We start from the raw sequence: 18,197 nt of genomic DNA on the forward strand, positions 1-18,197 counted from the left end.
TTTCCACAATAACCGGATATTCAATTCTTAAAACTTCAGGATACTCATTTTGTTTCCAAATTTCTATTAAAACCACTAACATTAATGAAATGTAAACAAAAAGCATTATCTTTGCATTCACTTTATTCATGGGGTTGACTGGTTTCGACAGCAAGACCAATGGGTAAGTAAGCATGCAGAGAACCGTAGCGCGATCTCTATAATCCCTTGCTACAAAATTTTAACTGGCAACGAAGAGTTCGCTCTTGCAGCTTAATATCGAAGTATAGTAGATCAAGCGTTTTCCCGAAGATTTTAGTAGGGAAGCAAGATATTCCACAAATGCTCTGTTCTGCGGCGTTTGATCCTGGGATATAGGAATGCAGAAATAAGGCTTTAGAAGCTTTGGCTAAAGCTCGAAAATTTCAGAAGATAAGCTGGTCGTTGGGTGTCTATCCTCTGCTTCCAGTCGAAAACCAATGGTAGAATAAGCATGTAGAAAGCTTATGTATTGCTTGTTTGGACGAGGGTTCGAATCCCTCCAACTCCACTAAAAGGGAATCTATTATTGTAGATACCCTTTTTTATTTCCACGTCCGTATTACAGTTTTCTGTTATAAAAAAATCATCTCATTAAAACCCACTACATGATTTTATCTCTCTAACGATAGATATTTGTGTTGGAAAATTTTCTTACAGAAAGATACAAACTCAACTTACCTACCCTCCTACAATCTTATTAATATAGACATTAACATAAAAGAAATTACAACAAAAACCATATCTTTACGTTAATAATTGGGACAAAAAAAGTATAAACTCTTTATTATGTTTCAAAAAGTTAAATTACAAACCAAATTTTGAATTTAAACTAAATAACAATATTCAACATTTGAGTAGCTTAATAATAACTAAACCATATAATAACTAAACCATGAGAAATTTATTATTATCTCTTTTATCATTATCATTTCTAATGTTCAACTGTTCCGGAAATGATGATAACTTACCTAATAATGAACAAAAAAACACCACTACTCCTCCACCCACGGCACAGCATTTCCACCCGCCAACATGGATACAAGGTGTTTGGGCCTGGAAACAAACTAGTGTTGCACCAGTTCAATACATAAAATTCACACAGGATGATATCATTTTACCTAACAATATAAGTTATAACAACTTAATAAACCAATCCCAAAATGCAAATCTGGTACTGGCAATTGAAAAAGAAGGATATACAAGTACATTATATTTTTATACAGAAACCCGCAAACCAACTACCGGCAATCTGTATAGCGCTGACGAGTTTAGGGTAAAAAAAATAAATGATACATTGATGGTAAGATATCCGGATTTTTCTCCAGCTATCTACTATACAAAGCAATAACCAGCGGTAAAATCAGACTCAAACTCAAGTCTTCATCAAAACATTCTAATTAAGTAACTAGCCATGAGACAAAATCCTCAGTTAGTCACGAATATTAATGTTTGGGTATTTCAAATAACATTACAGCCAACATGATAAACTATATAGTAAATTGTATAGTCTAAGAAGAATTTATAAAAAAACTTTATAAGTCTTTGATTTAAAAAGCTGATCAGTGGTAATTATACAGAAATAAATAAACTAGTTTTCATAAAACACGAAGCTAATAATACTGAAATTTGTATGATCTATCTTCTATATCTTCTTATTGGTTTTTCATAACAATTTACACCTCTACATTAACAACAATATAACCTCCTGAAAACTAAAAGACTAAAGCGAAACAATCTAAAATGAAAGCTTCCGGTCCACAAAAAAGACTAAAAAAATGTTTTATCGTAAAGAATTTTATATATTTGCACCATCTAACAATTAAAAAAATAATTTACTATGTCAGACATTGCATCAAGAGTAAAAGCTATCATCGCTGATAAGCTTGACGTTGAAGAAACAGAAGTAACTCCTGAAGCTAGCTTCACTAACGATTTAGGAGCTGATTCACTAGATACAGTTGAGTTAATCATGGAATTTGAAAAAGAATTTAACATTCAGATCCCTGATGATCAAGCTGAAAAAATTACTACTGTAGGACACGCTATCGCTTACATCGAAGAAGTAGTAAATAAATAATATTCTTCAACAAAAAAGAAATTAAACAAAGTTTATGGAATTAAAAAGAGTAGTTGTAACCGGATTTGGAGCAATAACACCAATAGGAAATAATGCAAAAGAATACTGGGAAAATCTTGTGAAAGGTGAGAGCGGTGCCGCTCCGATTACTCTTTTTGATGCCACAAACTTTAAAACAAAGTTTGCTTGCGAGGTAAAAAATTTCGATCCGTTACAGCATTTCGATAAGAAAGAAGCTAAAAAAATGGATAGAAATACTCAATTGGGACTTGTTGCTGCGAGAGAAGCAGTAGCGCATTCCGGCATTATTGAAGACAATGTAGATAAAAACAGAGTTGGTGTAATCTGGGGTTCCGGAATCGGAGGATTAGAGACTTTTGAAACTGAAGTGTTAGGATGGGCCAATACGGAAATTCCGAGATTCAACCCTTTCTTTATCCCAAAAATGATTGCGGATATCACTCCAGGACATATCTCAATTGAATACGGTTTCCACGGACCAAATTATACAACTGTATCTGCATGTGCATCTTCAGCAAATGCTATAATTGATTCCAAAATGCTGATCCAGTTAGGAAAAGCAGACGTGATTGTGTGCGGAGGCTCTGAAGCAGCCGTTACAGCAAGTGGTGTCGGTGGATTCAACGCAATGATGGCACTTTCTACAAGAAATGACGATCCAAAAACAGCTTCAAGACCTTTCGACAAAGACAGAGATGGATTTGTATTAGGTGAAGGGGCAGGATGTATCGTTCTTGAAGAATATGAGCACGCCGTAAAACGTGGTGCTACAATTTATGCAGAATTACTGGGAGGTGGTTTAAGTGCTGATGCACATCACATGACTGCTCCACATCCTGAAGGCCTTGGCGCTTATCTGGTAATGAAAAACTGTTTGGAAGATGCAGGCTTAACTGCTGATGAAGTAGATCATATCAACATGCATGGTACTTCTACTCCATTAGGAGACATCGCAGAATCCAATGCAATTTCAAAATTATTAGGCGAGCATGCTTATGACATTCAAATTAATTCTACAAAATCAATGACTGGCCACCTTTTAGGTGCTGCGGGTGTTATTGAAGCTATCGCTGCATTGGGAACTATTATTCATGGTACTGTTCCTCCAACCATCAACCATTTTACTGATGATGAAAATATTGACAGCCGATTAAACTTTACGTTTAATACAGCTGTGAAGAAAGATGTAAAAGTAGCCATGAGCAATACTTTTGGATTTGGCGGGCACAACGCTTGCGTTCTATTTAAGAAAATCTAAATTCAATGAATGGAGTTACAGAAATACTTTTCTAAATTCCTTCTCAAAAAAAGAAAAAGACAATTAACGGAGAGAGAGTATTTTCTCAGTACCGAGCTTAGAAAAGTATTGGGTACCGAGGTACAGAATATTGCTCTTTACCGCGAAGCTTTTTCTTTGAAAAATTCTTCTAAAAATCAAGACAGCAATTACGAAAGACTTGAATTTTTGGGAGATTCTGTTTTGGGTACAATTATTTCTTGTCATTTGTTCCAGACTTATCCTCAGGCCAATGAGGGATATCTGACACAAATGAAATCTAAGATTGTTAATAGGAAAAACCTCAATAAATTAGGAGAAGATCTCAAGCTTACCAGCCTTTTGCAAAAGCAGAACAGCTCATCAGCTTTGGGAGAGAATATCTCTGGAAATTTATTCGAAGCCTTAATCGGTGCCGTTTATTTAGACTTCCATTATGATACCTGTAAAAGGATTATTCTGGAAAAGTTGCTGACCCCTTCCGAGATCAATAAGCTTGAAAACAAAATTGTAAGCTATAAAGGTCTCCTGCTCGAATGGAGCCAGAAGAAGAAAGTCAATATAAAGTACGAAACCTGCGAGGAAATACAGGCTAATAAATCTGTCGTATTCAGGTGCCATGTATGGCTGGGAGACGAAAAAATTGCTAATGCAACAGAGACTTCCAAAAAGAAGGCAGAGGAAAAAGCAGCACAGAGGGCATTTTATATTTTAAACAAAAAAGAAAATATACTTGGAAATTCAAAAACTTTATGATCTTGATGATATAGAATTTGAAGATATTGCCATAGGATTGGTAAGATTAGCCAAAGATATACCTGCTCACGAGTTTTTCTACAAAATAAATCAAATCAACAACCTGAGTTTTTCAAGAAAGAAAGATCTTGTCTTTCATGGGGGATATTATGATTATTTTTTTCCAAGATATGAAGCCTATCACAAGTTTTCAAAGACCTGTTTTACCTTCATTTCCAATAAATCTTCCGAAAGTAAGCAAAAAAAAATCCAGACAGAACTCTTTACAGAAGAAGAAAACATTAAATTTTTATTAAATAATCAGGTAGATGTGGAATATATTCTGCATAGTTCGGAACAGTTTCCTGATTTTTCCGTAATTTTGCTCCCTGAAAATCTTGTTTTTCCAATTCAAGATTATACATTGAGTTCTGAAGAGGAACTTTATCAAATTATCCAGTATTATGAATAAGTATTTAAAGAAGACAAAAATTATCGCAACACTAGGGCCTGCTTCATCGTCGAAGGAGGTAATGTTAGATCTAATGAAAGCGGGTGTTGATATTTTCAGAATAAATTTTTCACATGCAGATTACGACTTAGTTCGAAAAAATATTGAAATAATTAGAGAGCTAAACAGTGAGTATGGTTATTCTGTAGGAATCCTCGGCGATCTACAGGGACCTAAACTGAGAGTGGGAGTTGTAAAGGAAGGATCTTATCTGAACCCGGGTGACATTCTTACCTTCACCAATGAAAAGATGGAAGGAGATTCCACTAAGGTGTATATGACTTACCAGCAGTTTCCACAAGACGTAAAAGTAGGGGAAAGAATCCTTATTGATGACGGGAAACTCATGCTGGAGGTTATCGAAACCAATGAAAAAGATACTGTAAAAGCAAAAACCATTCAGGGAGGTCCGTTAAGTTCTAAAAAAGGAGTTAATCTACCTAATACAAATGTTTCTCTTCCTGCCCTGACAGAAAAAGATGTTCAGGATGCTAATTTCATGCTTGACATGGAAGTTGACTGGATTGCCCTGTCTTTCGTACGTCACGCACAGGATATCATCGACCTGAAAGAATTAATTGCAAACCACCCGAACGGTAAATTCAAGACTCCTATTATTGCGAAGATTGAAAAGCCTGAAGGCGTTAAAAATATTGATGAAATTCTTCTTGAATGCGACGGATTAATGGTTGCACGTGGAGACCTTGGTGTAGAAGTTCCAATGGAAGAAGTTCCTGCGATCCAGAAAAACCTGGTAGAAAAAGCAAGATTCTACTCCAAACCTGTTATCATTGCCACCCAGATGATGGAAACGATGATCAATAGCTTAACACCAACAAGAGCGGAGGTAAACGACGTTGCTAACTCTGTATTGGATGGAGCTGACGCTGTAATGCTTTCCGGAGAAACTTCAGTAGGCAGATATCCGGTTCAGGTTGTGGAAAACATGGCTAAAATTGTAAAGAATATCGAAACGACTCACTTCTACCAACATAAAAATGAGCCAATCGAGAAAGATTACAACTGTATTGATGAAAGATTCATTACCAACAGGGTTTGTCTTGCAGCAGTAAGAATCGCTAAAACAACAAACGTTTCTGCTATTGTAACGCTTACTCACTCCGGATACACCGCTTTCCAGCTTGCAGCACACAGACCAAACTCTCACATCATCGTATATAGTGGTAACAGAAGAGTAATTACAATGCTGAACCTTCTTTGGGGTGTTCATGCCTATTACTATGATATGAAGAAGTCTACCGACGAAACGATCATTCAGGTCAATATGTTAACGCACAACTATGGTTATATCGAAACCGGAGACTTCGTCATCAACATCAATGCTACTCCATCCTATGAAGGTGGAAAAACCAATACATTGAGATTGACTACGGTGTAAGCAATAAGCAATAAGCAAAATTACTTTTTGTAACAGCATAAAAACTCCCGGAAACAAGTTTCCGGGAGTTTTTATTTTATAGTGTAAAGTTTACTTTTAACTTATAAATGGTAGTTTGTCATTCTGAACGCAACGAAGTGAAGTGAAGAACCTCTGAGATTCCTTGTTTCCTCGGCATGACATTTTATCCTTTTAATTTCCTACAATCGTCTTAGCTGTTACAAATTCTTTTAAAGCCAGTAAAGACAATTCTGTTCCATATCCTGAAGCTTTTGATCCTCCGAAAGGAAAACGGGGGTCAGAGCTGGTCATGCGGTTGATATTGACTGTTCCTGACTCAAGGTTTTCAATAAAGAATAGCTGACGGTCTTTATTTCTAGTCCATACGGAATTGGAAAGCCCGAATGGAATATCATTGGCCATCTGTAAAGCTTCTTCATCATTTTTCGCAATCATCACCATACCCAGAGGCCCGAAAAGTTCTTCTTTTAAAATAGGATTTCCTTCCTTCACTCTGATTAAACCTGGTTTAAATTCATTTTCAGAAACTCTTTCCAGAGGAATAATAATTTCAGCACCATTTTCCAATGCCCTGTTGAACTGAGCTTCCAGTTCATCAGCAAGGTCAGGTCTCGCCATTCCGGCCAGTTTGGTTTCTTTATCTAAAGGATCTCCAATCTCATATTTCTTATATTCTTCAATAAAGATTGGCAAGAACTGATCTTCAATTTTTTCATCAATGATAAATCTTTTTGCCGCTGTACAGGTTTGTCCACAATTTTGAAGTCTTGATTTTACACCGGCTTTGGCAGCTGCTTCAAGATCTGCATCATCAAAAATGATAAATGCATCACTTCCTCCTAATTCAAGCAAAGATTTTTTGATATTTAAACCGGCTATTGAAGCTACTTCTCCTCCGGCTTTTCCGCTGCCTGTCAAGCTTACTCCTTTTACAGTATCATGTTCAAGGATTTCCTTTACCGCTTTATGTCCTACCTCAAGATTCTGAAAAACACCTTCCGGAAAACCTGCTTCAAGAAGAACTTCTTCAATGGCATTTCCGCTTCCGAAACAAATTGAAGCATGCTTCAAAACTACTGTATTTCCTGCTAAAATGGCGGGAGTAGCAAATCTCAATACCTGCCAGAAAGGAAAATTCCACGGCATTACACCTAAGATTACTCCTTTCGGAGCATAGTGAACTTCAGAATAAGCAAATTCCGATTCTACTTTTTCTGCTTGTAAAGTATTCTCGGCGTCTGCATAATAATTCATCATCAAAGCGCACTTTTCCACTTCAGCAATAGATTCTGAAATGGGTTTATTCATTTCTGTTGTAATTATCTTTCCAAATTTCTCCGAATTATTCTTTAAAATTTCCGCTGCTTTTGCAATTAACTTCTGCCTTTCCTCAAACGGCACTTTTCTCCACACTGAAAACGCTTTATCTGCTTTAATAAGCTTGCTTTCAATTAATTGTTCCATAATATAAATTTCTGTTTTAAATTCAGCTAATGAATTTATAAGCGCCTTTATTTTAAAAGCACGGTGAAATCAGCAAATTCCATTCCTTAAGGGTCAATAAAATAATGATTTTCTCTATCGGAAGAATATAACTTTATCTTAAATCATTAGCCATTCGTTCACAAGACATGCTGCCAGTCTTGCTGTTCTGTCCTGGATATCGAAAGAAGGGTTCACTTCTGCCACGTCCAGCGCTACCAGTTTTTTATTTTTTAAGATATGTCTGTAAAAATGCATAAATGCTGTATCTGCAAAGATACCGTTATATGCCGCCGCGGAAACTCCGGGAGCGACTGATGCATTAAAGACGTCCATGCAAATGGTAAGATAGGCATAATCTACACTGTCCAGCAGTTCGTCAATACGCTGATAGACGGAGGTAAGATTTTCAAAAAATAATTCGTCTGCCAGAATATATTTCATTCCATACTGATGAGCGGTATCAAAAAGCTTTAATGTATTGGAGTTTCTCTGGATTCCAATATGCAAAGAATGGATAGGTCCTTCCTGAGCAATCTGCCAAAACCCGGTTCCGGAGCTTGGCCCTACTCCTTTTTCCGGCTGTCTGTTATCGAAATGGGCATCGATATTGATGATTCCTATTTTCTGTTCCGGAAAGGCTGTTTTAACGCCCAGATAATGAGCATACGTCACTTCATGGCCTCCACCTAAAACAAGAGATTTTCCTCCTTTTAAAAGTACTTTTGATACATTCTTGGCAAGGTTATTCTGAGTATTTTCCAGATTGCCGTCTTCACAGGTAACATTCCCAAAGTCCAGCATGGAAAAGTCAGGAAGAATCACCGGAAAATTAGACATATTTTTCCTGATCACATCCGGAGCATCTTTTGCTCCCTGACGGCCTTTGTTTCTTCTTACTCCTTCATCTACAGCAAAACCGTGCAATGCAAAATCTCCTGTAGAAATATTGTCGTAATTACGTTCTTCTTTTACCCGTTGAAATATTCTGTGATAGAGAAGTTCTTCTCCGTCCAATCTGCCTTGCCAAATCATAATCTAAAATTATTCTCTAAACCTGCCTCTTATTGTAGGTATAAATGTTCTGAAAAATAAAACTATAAATACTATTAAAACGCCACTAAATTTAAATTGCAAACTTCTATTTTCTTTACTAAAATAAAAAGTCACAATACCTAAAGCAACAATAGCTATTAAGTAAAATGTAGAATAAAGATAACCTCCTCTATTTTCAAGTTTAAATTCGCCTCCATTTGCAACAAACATTTCATCCAACATATTATTGGCTGTAGTAGACTCTACCTTTCTAACATCTGAAGTCAAGTTCTTCATAATAAAGTCTTTTTTAGTTCCTGATTTTACAGCATTCAACGCATATTCAACATTCTTTTCAGAAACACCAAGCGAGACATATTTTTCTTTAATCTCTTCTAATTTAATTTTCATTGTTATGTTTTTAGTTACTTTTTATTTCCATCAATATAAACATGTTCTGCTTTAAGGCTTCCCTGGTTATACAGTACATTCTGGAAATTATTGGTCTTAAAAGTGACAAAATCGGCCTTTTTCCCTGCTTCCAATTGTCCTCTGTCTTCAAGGTTCAATGCATAAGCAGCACGGAAGGTCATCCCTGCCAAAACTTCAGTTGTTGTAAGCTTTTGGAAGGTGGCTAAAATAGAAGCCTGGGTAATGAGATTTCCCATTGGCGCAGATCCCGGATTCCAGTCACTAGCAATAGCCACGATAGCACCTGCGTCTAATAATTTTCTTGCAGGGGTAAATTTCTCACCAAGTCCCAGGCTTGCTCCGGGAAGAGCTGTTGCTACGGTGTCAGACTCTGCAAGGAATTGAATATCTTCGTCAATGGTTGCTTCCAGATGGTCTGCAGACTTCGCTCCCACTTCTACTGCAATTCTTGAACTTCCAGGGGTAAACTGATCTGCATGAACGGTAATTTCAAAACCTAACGCTTTTGCTTCCAGCAAGAATTCTTTACTTTCTTCCGGTTGAAAAGCAGACTTTTCAATAAAGATATCTACTCTATTCGCTAAGCTTTCTTCTTTTACTTTCGGTAAAATTTCGGTAATGATATATTCCAGATATTCAGGGTTACTTCCTTCAAAATCTTTTGGTTTTAAGTGGGCTGAAAGGCAGGTAGGAACTAAAGTGGCTTTAGTTTCATTCTGAGCTTTTTTAATCATACGAAGCATCTTCAACTCGTTTTCCACATCCAGGCCGTAACCGCTCTTCACTTCAATGGTGGTAATTCCCAGATCAACCAAAAAGTTGATTCTTTCTATTAAGGTTTTTAACAGTTCTTCTTCTGACGCATTTCTTGTATGCTGTACAGAACTCCAGATTCCACCACCACTTTCCGCAATTTCAAGATAAGTTTTCCCTGCATTGCGCATAGCAAAATCGTTGGCACGGTTTCCTCCGAAACAAATATGGGTATGTGAATCTACAAAAGCAGGAAGAACAACCTGCTCTCCTTCAATATGTTCAATTTCTATAGTGGGATTTTCTGTTTTTAATGTTTCAAAACTTCCAACTTTCTGAATGGTATTCTGATCTACTACAATTCCTCCGTCTGCAATAATTTCAAGCTGCTCATCAGAAAGTTTTCCTCTTAATGGTAAATTAGCAAGTGTTACCACCTGCTTAAATGGTCCTATTAATTTCATTAATATGTATTAATAATTTCTTCTCTCAAAAATACTTAAAATATCCCAATTATTTAAATCTTAGCGGTTCTCATTTTCAACCCAGGCTTAAACCGCTGTATCAATCTCAACGTTTTCTCAATCTGGCCTTCAACCTTTGTCTAAATTTGCTATCTTTGAAGTAAATGAAATGAATTAATGCCAGATTTTTTACATCCAGATAAGGAAAACTACTCAAACGAGGAGCTGATGCAGGAAGAGCAGATCCGTCCCCAGAGCTTTAAAGATTTTGCGGGACAGAGAAAAACGCTGGAGAACCTTGAGGTTTTTGTTACCGCTGCGAAAAGACGTGGCGGAGCACTAGATCATGTTTTATTACACGGTCCGCCGGGGCTGGGTAAAACGACTCTGGCCAATATTATCGCTAATGAACTTGGGGTAAACTGCAAGATTACATCCGGCCCCGTATTGGATAAGCCGGGAAGTTTAGCGGGCTTGTTGACCAATCTGGAAGAAAATGATGTTCTTTTCATTGATGAGATTCATCGTCTTTCTCCTGTAGTAGAAGAATACCTGTATTCTGCCATGGAAGACTATAAGATTGATATTATGCTGGAAACAGGTCCTAATGCCAGAAGTGTACAGATCGGCTTAAATCCGTTTACTCTGGTGGGAGCTACTACAAGAAGCGGAATGCTTACGAAGCCAATGCTTGCCCGATTCGGGATTCAGAGCAGGCTGGAATATTATTCTATTGAGCTTTTATCAACCATTATTCAAAGAAGTGCAAGAGTTTTAGGTGTTGTTATTTATGAGGATGCTGCGATAGAAATAGCAAGAAGAAGCCGTGGAACGCCAAGGATTGCCAATGCATTACTGAGAAGGGTACGTGATTTTGCTGAAATCAAAGGAAATGGTGAGATTGAGATCAAGATCACAAAATATGCTTTGGACTCTTTAAATGTGGATGAATTTGGTCTGGATGAAATGGACAATAAAATCATGCGTGTCATGATTGAAAATTTTAAAGGAAAACCGGTTGGTATTTCTGCCCTGGCAACATCAATTGCCGAAAATCCGGAAACACTGGAAGAAGTATATGAACCGTTTCTGATTCAGGAAGGTTTTATTATCCGAACTCCAAGAGGACGGGAAGTTACCGACAAAGCTTACAAACATTTGAATATTACAAGGCCTAAAAACCCGGGAGAGCTATTTTAAATTCAAAGTTTTGAGTTCAAGGTTAAAAGTTTAAGGTTTAAGGTTAATGAGAATTGATTAGTTTATGTTTATACCTAAATTATACAGAAGCGAAGATTACGATTTGATGAGAGAGATTATCAAAGAAAACTCTTTTGCTTTACTGATTTCTTCTGTTGATAAGATACGGGCAACCCATTCCATGATGATGCTTAATGAGGATAATCCTGAAAATATTTACATTGAAACCCATATTTCACGGGCTAATCCCCAGGCAAAAACCATACAGAATGGAGATGAAGTTCTTTGTGACTTTTTGGGAGCGCACACTTATATATCCAGCAGCTGGTATGATCATATGAATGTTTCCACCTGGAATTATGAGGCGGTACAGATTCACGGAAAAGTTGAAATAATGAATCATGATGAACTGTATGCCCATTTGGATAAATTAACGTCCCAATATGAAAGTTTTCAGCAATGTCCAATGATGGTGAAAGACATGGGAAGGGAATTTGTGGAAAAGGAAATGAAAGGTGCTTTTGGGATTAAAGTTATTCCAACCGAAATATTCATCAAACAAAAACTTTCTCAGAACAGAAAAGAGAATGATTTTAACAACATCATTACTCAACTTGAACAATCTGATGATAACGCAAGAAAAATTGCGGAGAAAATGAAATTAATAAAGAAATAATCAAAATATACATATGAAGTTATATCCAATACAATGTGGAAAATTTAAACTGGACGGCGGTGCTATGTTCGGAGTCGTCCCGAAGAGTCTGTGGGAAAAAACAAACCCGGCAGACGAAAAAAACCTGATCGAGCTGGGAACCCGTTCTCTGCTTATTGAAGATGGAAAAAAATTAATCCTGGTAGACTGCGGTTTAGGTAACAAACAGGATGACAAGTTTTTTGGACATTATTCGCTTTGGGGAGACGATACTCTTGATAAAAATCTTAAAAAATACGGCTTTATAAAGGAAGATATTACGGATGTATTCCTTACTCATCTTCACTTTGACCACTGCGGCGGAGCTATAGAATGGAATGACGACAGAACCGGATACAGACCTGCCTTTAAAAACGCCAACTTCTGGACGAATGAAAATCACTGGCAGTGGGCTACAGAACCTAATGCAAGGGAAAAAGCCAGCTTCCTGAAGGAAAATATTATGCCAATGCAGGAAAGCGGACAGCTTAATTTTTTACCGCTTCCCACTACCGGAAACTACGGTTTCGCTCCTGATCTGAAGATGGACGTTATCTTCGTAGACGGACATACGGAAAAGCAGATGCTTCCGGTAATCCAATATCAGGAAAAAACGGTTGTTTTTGCAGCCGATCTTATTCCTACCGCAGGACATATCAATCAGGTATACGTGATGGGATATGATACCAGACCTCTTTTAACACTGGAAGAAAAAGGAAAATTCCTTAAGCAGTGTGTAGACAACGAATATTTATTATTCTTTGAACATGATGCTCATAACGAATTGGCAAGTCTTAAAATGACTGATAAAGGGGTAAGACTTGATGAGACGTTTAGCTTTAATGATGTTTTTGGATATTAATTTTTAATCATGGAAGAATTACATTCAGAAACACAGCAGACAGAGCCGGAACCAGCACCCAAGATCATTGGTTTAACAGGAGGAATAGGTTCCGGAAAAACCACAGTAGCACGCTTTATAGAGGAATTCGGCTTTCCGGTTTATTATTCCGATGACAGAGCAAAAGCTATAGTTAATGAGAGTGAGGATCTGAAAATAAAAATCAAAGAACTTCTTGGTGAAGATGCTTATGATGAAAACGGATTGTATGACAGAAAATTTGTAGCGGATAAAGTTTTTAAAAACAGAGACCTGCTTCAGCAGTTGAATGAAATTATTCACCCTGCTGTAAAAATTGATTTTGAAAACTGGGTTAAGAAACAAAGCAAGTATCTAGTTTTTAAAGAAACAGCTTTGTTATTTGAACTGAAACTTAACAGACAGTGTTATAAATCTCTTCTGGTGACAGCCGAGGATAACATCAGAATCAAAAGAGTAATGGACAGGGATAATAAAACCTACCGCGAGGTAGAAGCGGTCATGGAAAAACAAATGCCCGAAAGGGATAAAATTAAAATGGCAGACTGCATTATCTACAATAATACCAATCTGGAAGAATTAAAAGAAGAAACTGAAAAAGTGATTTTCAGTATTGAATAAATAAAAACTCGTTAGAAGCTTTTCTAACGAGTTTTTTTTCTGCAAAAATATTTCCTGGAAGGTTGTTATTCAACCAGGATCTTTTTATAAAAAATAAGCCCCATTTCTGGAGGCTTATTCTATTTGAAATTTAAATAATTATTCTTTGATAAATTTCTTTTGGGTAGTATTACCGTTGTCGTCGATATCAATTACATAAACACCGTTAATCAATCTGCTTACATTGATCTGGTTGTTGAGTAAGATACCGTCTGCGATAACCTGTCCGGCTGCATTGTAAATCTTATATTTAGCTCTCTTGCTAACATTTTTCACAAACAGCACTGAGCTTACCGGGTTAGGATAAATCATAACACTTGTCTGATCAACCGGGTTAGCAACAACAGGTTTAGAGATTCTTACCGTGTAATCCTCTACTTCTCCGTTTTTGAAGTCAGTACAGTTTACAGGGATACCGTCTCTCGACATGGCTACTCTCATCACTACATACTTATAATCTGTCATACTTACAAAGGCATCTGCCGGTACATTGAATTTACCTGAAACAGGGCTATTTGAATTTGGCGAAGAAGTAAATACTCTTTCATTGATGTCAAACTCTCCGTTTCTGTTGAAGTCAATCCAAACTGCGATTCCTTCGTTGTAAGTAGTTCCTGTCCATTTTTTCTCAATGATGATCTCATTGTCAGTAGATCCCTGGATCATCTCGATGAATGTTTTAGGAACTCCTGTGTAATCTGTATAAGTAGATGCTCCGGATTCATTCTCCATTGTTTTCTTACCAGTAGGCTTCACTGTAACTTTAGAGATATGCTCTCCTGTTGAGTTTTCAGCCTTCATCTTACAGTAGATTACTGTAGGAGTTGTAAAGTAGTAAGGAGGAGTATAGTTTCCTGGTGTACCGTTACAGATATTTACTACCTGCATTTCATATTTTGTTAATTCTGTAAGACCTGTCAATACAAGGTTATTAACTAATGATGGTACTTCTGTCCAGCTTGGAATACCTACTTTTCTATATCTAAGCACATATGTTGCTCCCGGGAACGGATCCCACTGAATTGCCGCTGATGTAGGAAGCAATTGGGTAATTGTTAATCCCGGAGGCGGAATCTCACATATTCTTTCTGTAGTAAATACTTTAGGGTTAGAATATGGATTTAATGTACTTTCACCGTTACATTGGTTAGCAATCTGTACTTCATAAGTTGTATATGGCTCTAAAGGAGTTGCACTTCCTAATACATAAGTATTGGCAGGAGCTGCCGGTAAACTTATAGTAGCCCATGTAGTAGTACCTACTTTTCTCCATCTCATGGTATACGTAGAACTTGCTGCAAGCGGAGACCATGTAATCAATGCTGTTGTTGGAGTAATATTAGTTACTGTCACATTCGGAGGAGTAGGATCACATCTTGTAGTGAATGTTTTGATCGGTGTTGCTGTTCCAACAATATCTCCACAGATTGCCGCAACCTCTACTTCATAAGTAGTTGCCGGTGTCAATCCACTGATTACTAACGGCAGGTTACCTAATTGTGCAGAAGCATATACCTGTGTCCATGCCGTTGTTCCCTGAACTCTGTATCTCACCACATAGCTCACTCCTGCTCCTGTGATGGTAACAGTAGCTGTTGTATGTGTTGTTGTAAATGTTGGTGCGTTAGGAGTTGCATTGCTGCAAGGTCTGATTCTTACTCTATAGTCTTCTACTTCTCCATCCACTGCGTTCTGACACATTACCGGAGCACTTGTACGTTTCAGTACAACCCTCATTGTAGTTGTTAATAGTCCTGTGTAAGCATTTGAAGGAACTGCAAAAGTAGCCGTCACCGGAGTTGTTGTATTGGCTGGAGAAATTAAGATTCTCTCGGCATCTGTAAACTGTCCGTTTCTGTCAAAGTCGATCCAGGCTGTTACAGCATCGTTACCTGTTGCACCTGTCCAGCCTTTTGCTACGGAGATTTTATTATTCTGAGAATCTACATCTAAAGTAATTAGAGTCTCCGGAGTTGTATAGCTGGTATAATTAGTCTGTACCGAAGTATTATTCATTGGCGGAACTCCAAGGTTCGAAGAGGTAACAGTTACATTCGAAATATGATCATTCGTACCGGTTCCTGTCATTGGACAGTAAGTTAATGGAGGGGTCGTGAATGTTACTGTTGAAGAGTAAGATCCTGTAGAACCGTTACACGTGGTAGAAACCTGAACATCATAATTAGTCTGCTCTGTAAGACCGGTAATTCCATAGAAGTTCTGACCTGCAGGAACTGTAGCGGTTTGCCAAACTCCACTCGGAGAAACTCTCCATCTGATATTATAAGTAGCTCCTGTTGTTGCCACCCATGATACCGTTGCTGTAGTAGCTCCGATATTATTTACTGTAATATTTGTTGGAGCAGCTGTTGAACAAGGCTGAGCATCTACAAATTTTACTGCATAATCTTCCACCTCTCCCTGAGTGAATGTACCACAAGGGTTAGCATTATCAAAATATCTCATTACTACACGCATACGGGTAGGAAGATTTCCTGTATACACGTTACCACTTGCAACGGTAGGTACTGAGAAAGTAGCCGTTACAGGAGTAGTTGAATTGTATGTGGTATTAAGAATTCTTTCACTGGTTTCAAATGTTCCGTTTCTGTTAAAGTCTACCCAGGCTGAAACTGCATATGAAGAAGAAGAACCTGGCCAGTATTTGTTTACAGAAATTTTATTATTTGCTGAACCTCTTTCAAAGATCACTACTCTTGTAGCATCCGGTGTATAATCTTTATAATTGTCAGATCCTGAATTACTCATCATAATAGGAGTATTCGTAGGGGTAACAGTTACATTATTAATATATCCGCTTGTTGCAGTATTACTTGTAGGGCCTGCTGTACAGTAAGTAAGAGTAGGTGTTGTAAAGGTAACAGTAGGTGAGAATGCACCTGTTACTCCTCCACAAACAGTGGCTACCTGTACATCGTATGCAGTCTGCTCCAATAATCCGGTAAGTATCTGGTTACTGATTAATGGTGTATTTACTGCAATCTGCTGCCATGCTCCGGAAGGAGAAACTCTGTATCTTACGATATAAGTAGCTCCGGTAGTTGATGTCCAGGTAACATTCGCTGAAGAAGGAGTTATGTTATTAACCATGATATTAGATGGCGGTGCTGTAGAACATCCTGCTAAATCGATAAGTTTTACTGCATAGTCTTCAGTTTCACCATAATAATAAGTTCCACAAGCGTTAATAGGGCTGTATTCATTTAATACAACACGCATTTTTGTAGTCAGGTTTCCTGTATAGGCACCACCGGCAGCGGTTGGTATTGTAAATGTAGCTGTTACCGGAGTTGTTGTATTACTTGGTGAAGTAAGTACTCTTTCAGTTGTTTCAAAAACACCATTACGGTTAAAGTCAATCCAAACTCCTGTTAAGAAACTATATTGAGTACCGGGCCAAGCTTTTGAAACTGAAACGGTAGCTGTACCCCCTCTTACCAAAGTAACTACTCTAGCAGGATCTGTACTGTAATCTGTATAGCCACTCTGACCGGAGTTGCTGTACATAGACGGAGCACCTTGTGCATTAACAGAAACCTGATTGATATATCCGTCAATATAGGTACTTGTAGCACCTGAATTACAATAAGTAAGTGCAGGAGTTGTAAAGTTGACACTGGAAGAGAATGCTCCCTGTGTACCTCCACAGATAGTCGCTACCTGAACTTCGTATTGAGTCTGCTCAGTTAATCCGGTAATAATCTGGTTTGCGACCATAGGAGTTGTCACATTGATTGTTGTCCAAGCTCCCCCTGATACAGGTCTGTATCTTACAACATAAGTAGCACCTGAGGAAAGGTACCATCCTACATTAGCAGAAGTTGTTGTCAGGTTTGAAACTGTAATATTGGTAGGCGGCGCTGTTGAACAAGCTGAAAGCGCGTGGCTTTCCAACTGTATTCTCGGAATATCTGCAAGTCTGTCTTTTGCAGAAGGAGGTGCTGCAGGATCAGGATTTGCACTATCTTCATAATAGATGATCCCCCTGTTCGCTCCTGCATTGTATGATCCCCAGGCCGTACCTGGAGAAGATGCATAATCAGGAGTTTTTTCATTGACAGCAACCACAAGGTTGTCTGTTCCATTCCATAAAAATGGTGTAGACAATTGAAGAGTTACCCAGCTTCCATTCGTTAGGTTAGGTAAAACTCCGTCAAACACCTGAGTCATAGAACTTACCGGAATCCAGCTTGTATTGGTGGCAAAGTTATTCTGGGTTGTGTTTCCCATATATACCACCCAATCCTTATATACAGCCTGAGAGGATGCAACGGTGGTGGAATAAAACTTTATAGCCGTGATATAGTTTGACGTGCCTATAGCAGTCGTAAGCTCTGCAGCAGTATAAATCTGCTGAGAATAACTATACCCATAATAGGAACGTATGGGGAGATACACAGAGGTACCCGTTCCTGTCCCGATCTGGCCTGCCTGAGCCGAGACTTTGGATACAAAGCCTGTGCAAATCAAACAGAGAAACAGAATTAAAGAGGTAAAGAATTTCTTCATAATGTT

The 18,197-nt window shown here is 37.9% G+C and carries 15 protein-coding genes and 1 other RNA gene; 11 read left to right on the forward strand and 5 right to left on the reverse strand.

From position 1 onward, the window contains the following. Positions 1-130: 130 nt before the first annotated feature. The 7 genes from ssrA (at position 131) to pyk (ending at position 6,040) form a co-directional block, all read left to right on the forward strand. Positions 131-532: a transfer-messenger RNA gene (gene ssrA / locus V0410_RS12655) on the forward strand. A gap of 381 nt (positions 533-913) precedes the next feature. Next, a complete protein-coding gene (locus tag V0410_RS12660; RefSeq protein ID WP_330743564.1) occupies positions 914-1,369 on the forward strand; it encodes a hypothetical protein in 456 nt (151 codons plus the stop codon). A 489-nt stretch (positions 1,370-1,858) separates the two neighbouring features. Beyond that, positions 1,859-2,098, forward strand: a complete 240-nt coding sequence (locus tag V0410_RS12665) for an acyl carrier protein (RefSeq protein WP_002976354.1) — start codon at positions 1,859-1,861, stop codon at positions 2,096-2,098. Positions 2,099-2,132: 34 nt separating this feature from the next. After that, positions 2,133-3,377: a beta-ketoacyl-ACP synthase II gene (gene fabF / locus V0410_RS12670; protein ID WP_002976350.1), complete on the forward strand. Its 1,245-nt coding sequence runs from the start codon at positions 2,133-2,135 to the stop codon at positions 3,375-3,377. 9 nt (positions 3,378-3,386) lie between these two features. Beyond that, complete coding sequence (gene rnc, locus V0410_RS12675; protein ID WP_076594972.1) at positions 3,387-4,151, forward strand: ribonuclease III; 765 nt, start codon at positions 3,387-3,389, stop codon at positions 4,149-4,151. After that, positions 4,129-4,602: an IPExxxVDY family protein gene (locus V0410_RS12680; RefSeq protein ID WP_110008247.1), complete on the forward strand. Its 474-nt coding sequence runs from the start codon at positions 4,129-4,131 to the stop codon at positions 4,600-4,602. Before rnc ends, V0410_RS12680 begins: the two co-directional genes overlap by 23 nt. Continuing rightward, positions 4,595-6,040, forward strand: coding sequence for a pyruvate kinase (gene pyk, locus V0410_RS12685; RefSeq protein WP_110008248.1), 1,446 nt, complete (start codon positions 4,595-4,597; stop codon positions 6,038-6,040). Before V0410_RS12680 ends, pyk begins: the two co-directional genes overlap by 8 nt. Before the next feature lie 192 nt (positions 6,041-6,232). Here pyk and V0410_RS12690 read toward each other — a convergent pair whose 3' ends face one another. From V0410_RS12690 to hutI, 4 genes are all read right to left on the reverse strand, one after another. Then, positions 6,233-7,525: an aldehyde dehydrogenase family protein gene (locus V0410_RS12690; protein ID WP_330743784.1), complete on the reverse strand. Its 1,293-nt coding sequence runs from the start codon at positions 7,523-7,525 to the stop codon at positions 6,233-6,235. A 138-nt stretch (positions 7,526-7,663) separates the two neighbouring features. Beyond that, the gene (gene hutG, locus V0410_RS12695) at positions 7,664-8,578 is read right to left on the reverse strand and encodes a formimidoylglutamase (protein ID WP_330743786.1); all 915 of its coding nucleotides are present in this window, start codon (positions 8,576-8,578) and stop codon (positions 7,664-7,666) included. A 9-nt stretch (positions 8,579-8,587) separates the two neighbouring features. After that, positions 8,588-8,989, reverse strand: coding sequence for a hypothetical protein (locus V0410_RS12700; RefSeq protein ID WP_330743788.1), 402 nt, complete (start codon positions 8,987-8,989; stop codon positions 8,588-8,590). Between the two features lie 14 nt (positions 8,990-9,003). Beyond that, positions 9,004-10,227 carry an imidazolonepropionase gene (hutI, locus tag V0410_RS12705; RefSeq protein ID WP_330743790.1) on the reverse strand — a complete coding sequence of 408 codons (1,224 nt, stop codon included), beginning with the start codon at positions 10,225-10,227 and terminating at the stop codon, positions 9,004-9,006. Between the two features lie 177 nt (positions 10,228-10,404). Between hutI and ruvB the strand changes: the two genes are divergently transcribed. The 4 genes from ruvB (at position 10,405) to coaE (ending at position 13,622) form a co-directional block, all read left to right on the forward strand. Beyond that, a complete protein-coding gene (ruvB, locus tag V0410_RS12710; RefSeq protein ID WP_110008252.1) occupies positions 10,405-11,427 on the forward strand; it encodes a Holliday junction branch migration DNA helicase RuvB in 1,023 nt (340 codons plus the stop codon). A gap of 64 nt (positions 11,428-11,491) precedes the next feature. After that, on the forward strand, positions 11,492-12,103 hold the full coding sequence (locus V0410_RS12715) for an FMN-binding negative transcriptional regulator (protein WP_330743794.1): 612 nt from the start codon (positions 11,492-11,494) through the stop codon (positions 12,101-12,103). 13 nt (positions 12,104-12,116) lie between these two features. Then, entirely contained in the window at positions 12,117-12,983 is an 867-nt protein-coding gene (locus tag V0410_RS12720; protein WP_110008254.1) for an MBL fold metallo-hydrolase, read from the forward strand. 9 nt (positions 12,984-12,992) lie between these two features. After that, the gene (coaE, locus tag V0410_RS12725) at positions 12,993-13,622 is read left to right on the forward strand and encodes a dephospho-CoA kinase (protein WP_330743797.1); all 630 of its coding nucleotides are present in this window, start codon (positions 12,993-12,995) and stop codon (positions 13,620-13,622) included. 138 nt (positions 13,623-13,760) lie between these two features. Here the strand turns inward: coaE and V0410_RS12730 are convergent, their stop codons facing one another. Beyond that, positions 13,761-18,191 carry a GEVED domain-containing protein gene (locus tag V0410_RS12730; protein WP_330743799.1) on the reverse strand — a complete coding sequence of 1,477 codons (4,431 nt, stop codon included), beginning with the start codon at positions 18,189-18,191 and terminating at the stop codon, positions 13,761-13,763. Positions 18,192-18,197 lie beyond the last annotated feature (6 nt).

This window comes from Chryseobacterium sp. CP-77 (assembly GCF_036362765.1).
Classification (GTDB): domain Bacteria; phylum Bacteroidota; class Bacteroidia; order Flavobacteriales; family Weeksellaceae; genus Chryseobacterium; species Chryseobacterium cupriresistens.

Coding starts and splice junctions, on each gene's coding strand:
- V0410_RS12660 (WP_330743564.1), top strand. CDS start 914: ATGAGAAATTTATTATTATCTCTTTTATCATTATCATTTCTAATGTTC.
- V0410_RS12665 (WP_002976354.1), top strand. CDS start 1,859: ATGTCAGACATTGCATCAAGAGTAAAAGCTATCATCGCTGATAAGCTT.
- fabF (WP_002976350.1), top strand. CDS start 2,133: ATGGAATTAAAAAGAGTAGTTGTAACCGGATTTGGAGCAATAACACCA.
- rnc (WP_076594972.1), top strand. CDS start 3,387: ATGGAGTTACAGAAATACTTTTCTAAATTCCTTCTCAAAAAAAGAAAA.
- pyk (WP_110008248.1), top strand. CDS start 4,595: ATGAATAAGTATTTAAAGAAGACAAAAATTATCGCAACACTAGGGCCT.
- V0410_RS12690 (WP_330743784.1), bottom strand. CDS start 7,525: ATGGAACAATTAATTGAAAGCAAGCTTATTAAAGCAGATAAAGCGTTT.
- hutG (WP_330743786.1), bottom strand. CDS start 8,578: ATGATTTGGCAAGGCAGATTGGACGGAGAAGAACTTCTCTATCACAGA.
- V0410_RS12700 (WP_330743788.1), bottom strand. CDS start 8,989: ATGAAAATTAAATTAGAAGAGATTAAAGAAAAATATGTCTCGCTTGGT.
- hutI (WP_330743790.1), bottom strand. CDS start 10,227: ATGAAATTAATAGGACCATTTAAGCAGGTGGTAACACTTGCTAATTTA.
- ruvB (WP_110008252.1), top strand. CDS start 10,405: ATGCCAGATTTTTTACATCCAGATAAGGAAAACTACTCAAACGAGGAG.
- V0410_RS12715 (WP_330743794.1), top strand. CDS start 11,492: ATGTTTATACCTAAATTATACAGAAGCGAAGATTACGATTTGATGAGA.
- V0410_RS12720 (WP_110008254.1), top strand. CDS start 12,117: ATGAAGTTATATCCAATACAATGTGGAAAATTTAAACTGGACGGCGGT.
- coaE (WP_330743797.1), top strand. CDS start 12,993: ATGGAAGAATTACATTCAGAAACACAGCAGACAGAGCCGGAACCAGCA.
- V0410_RS12730 (WP_330743799.1), bottom strand. CDS start 18,191: ATGAAGAAATTCTTTACCTCTTTAATTCTGTTTCTCTGTTTGATTTGC.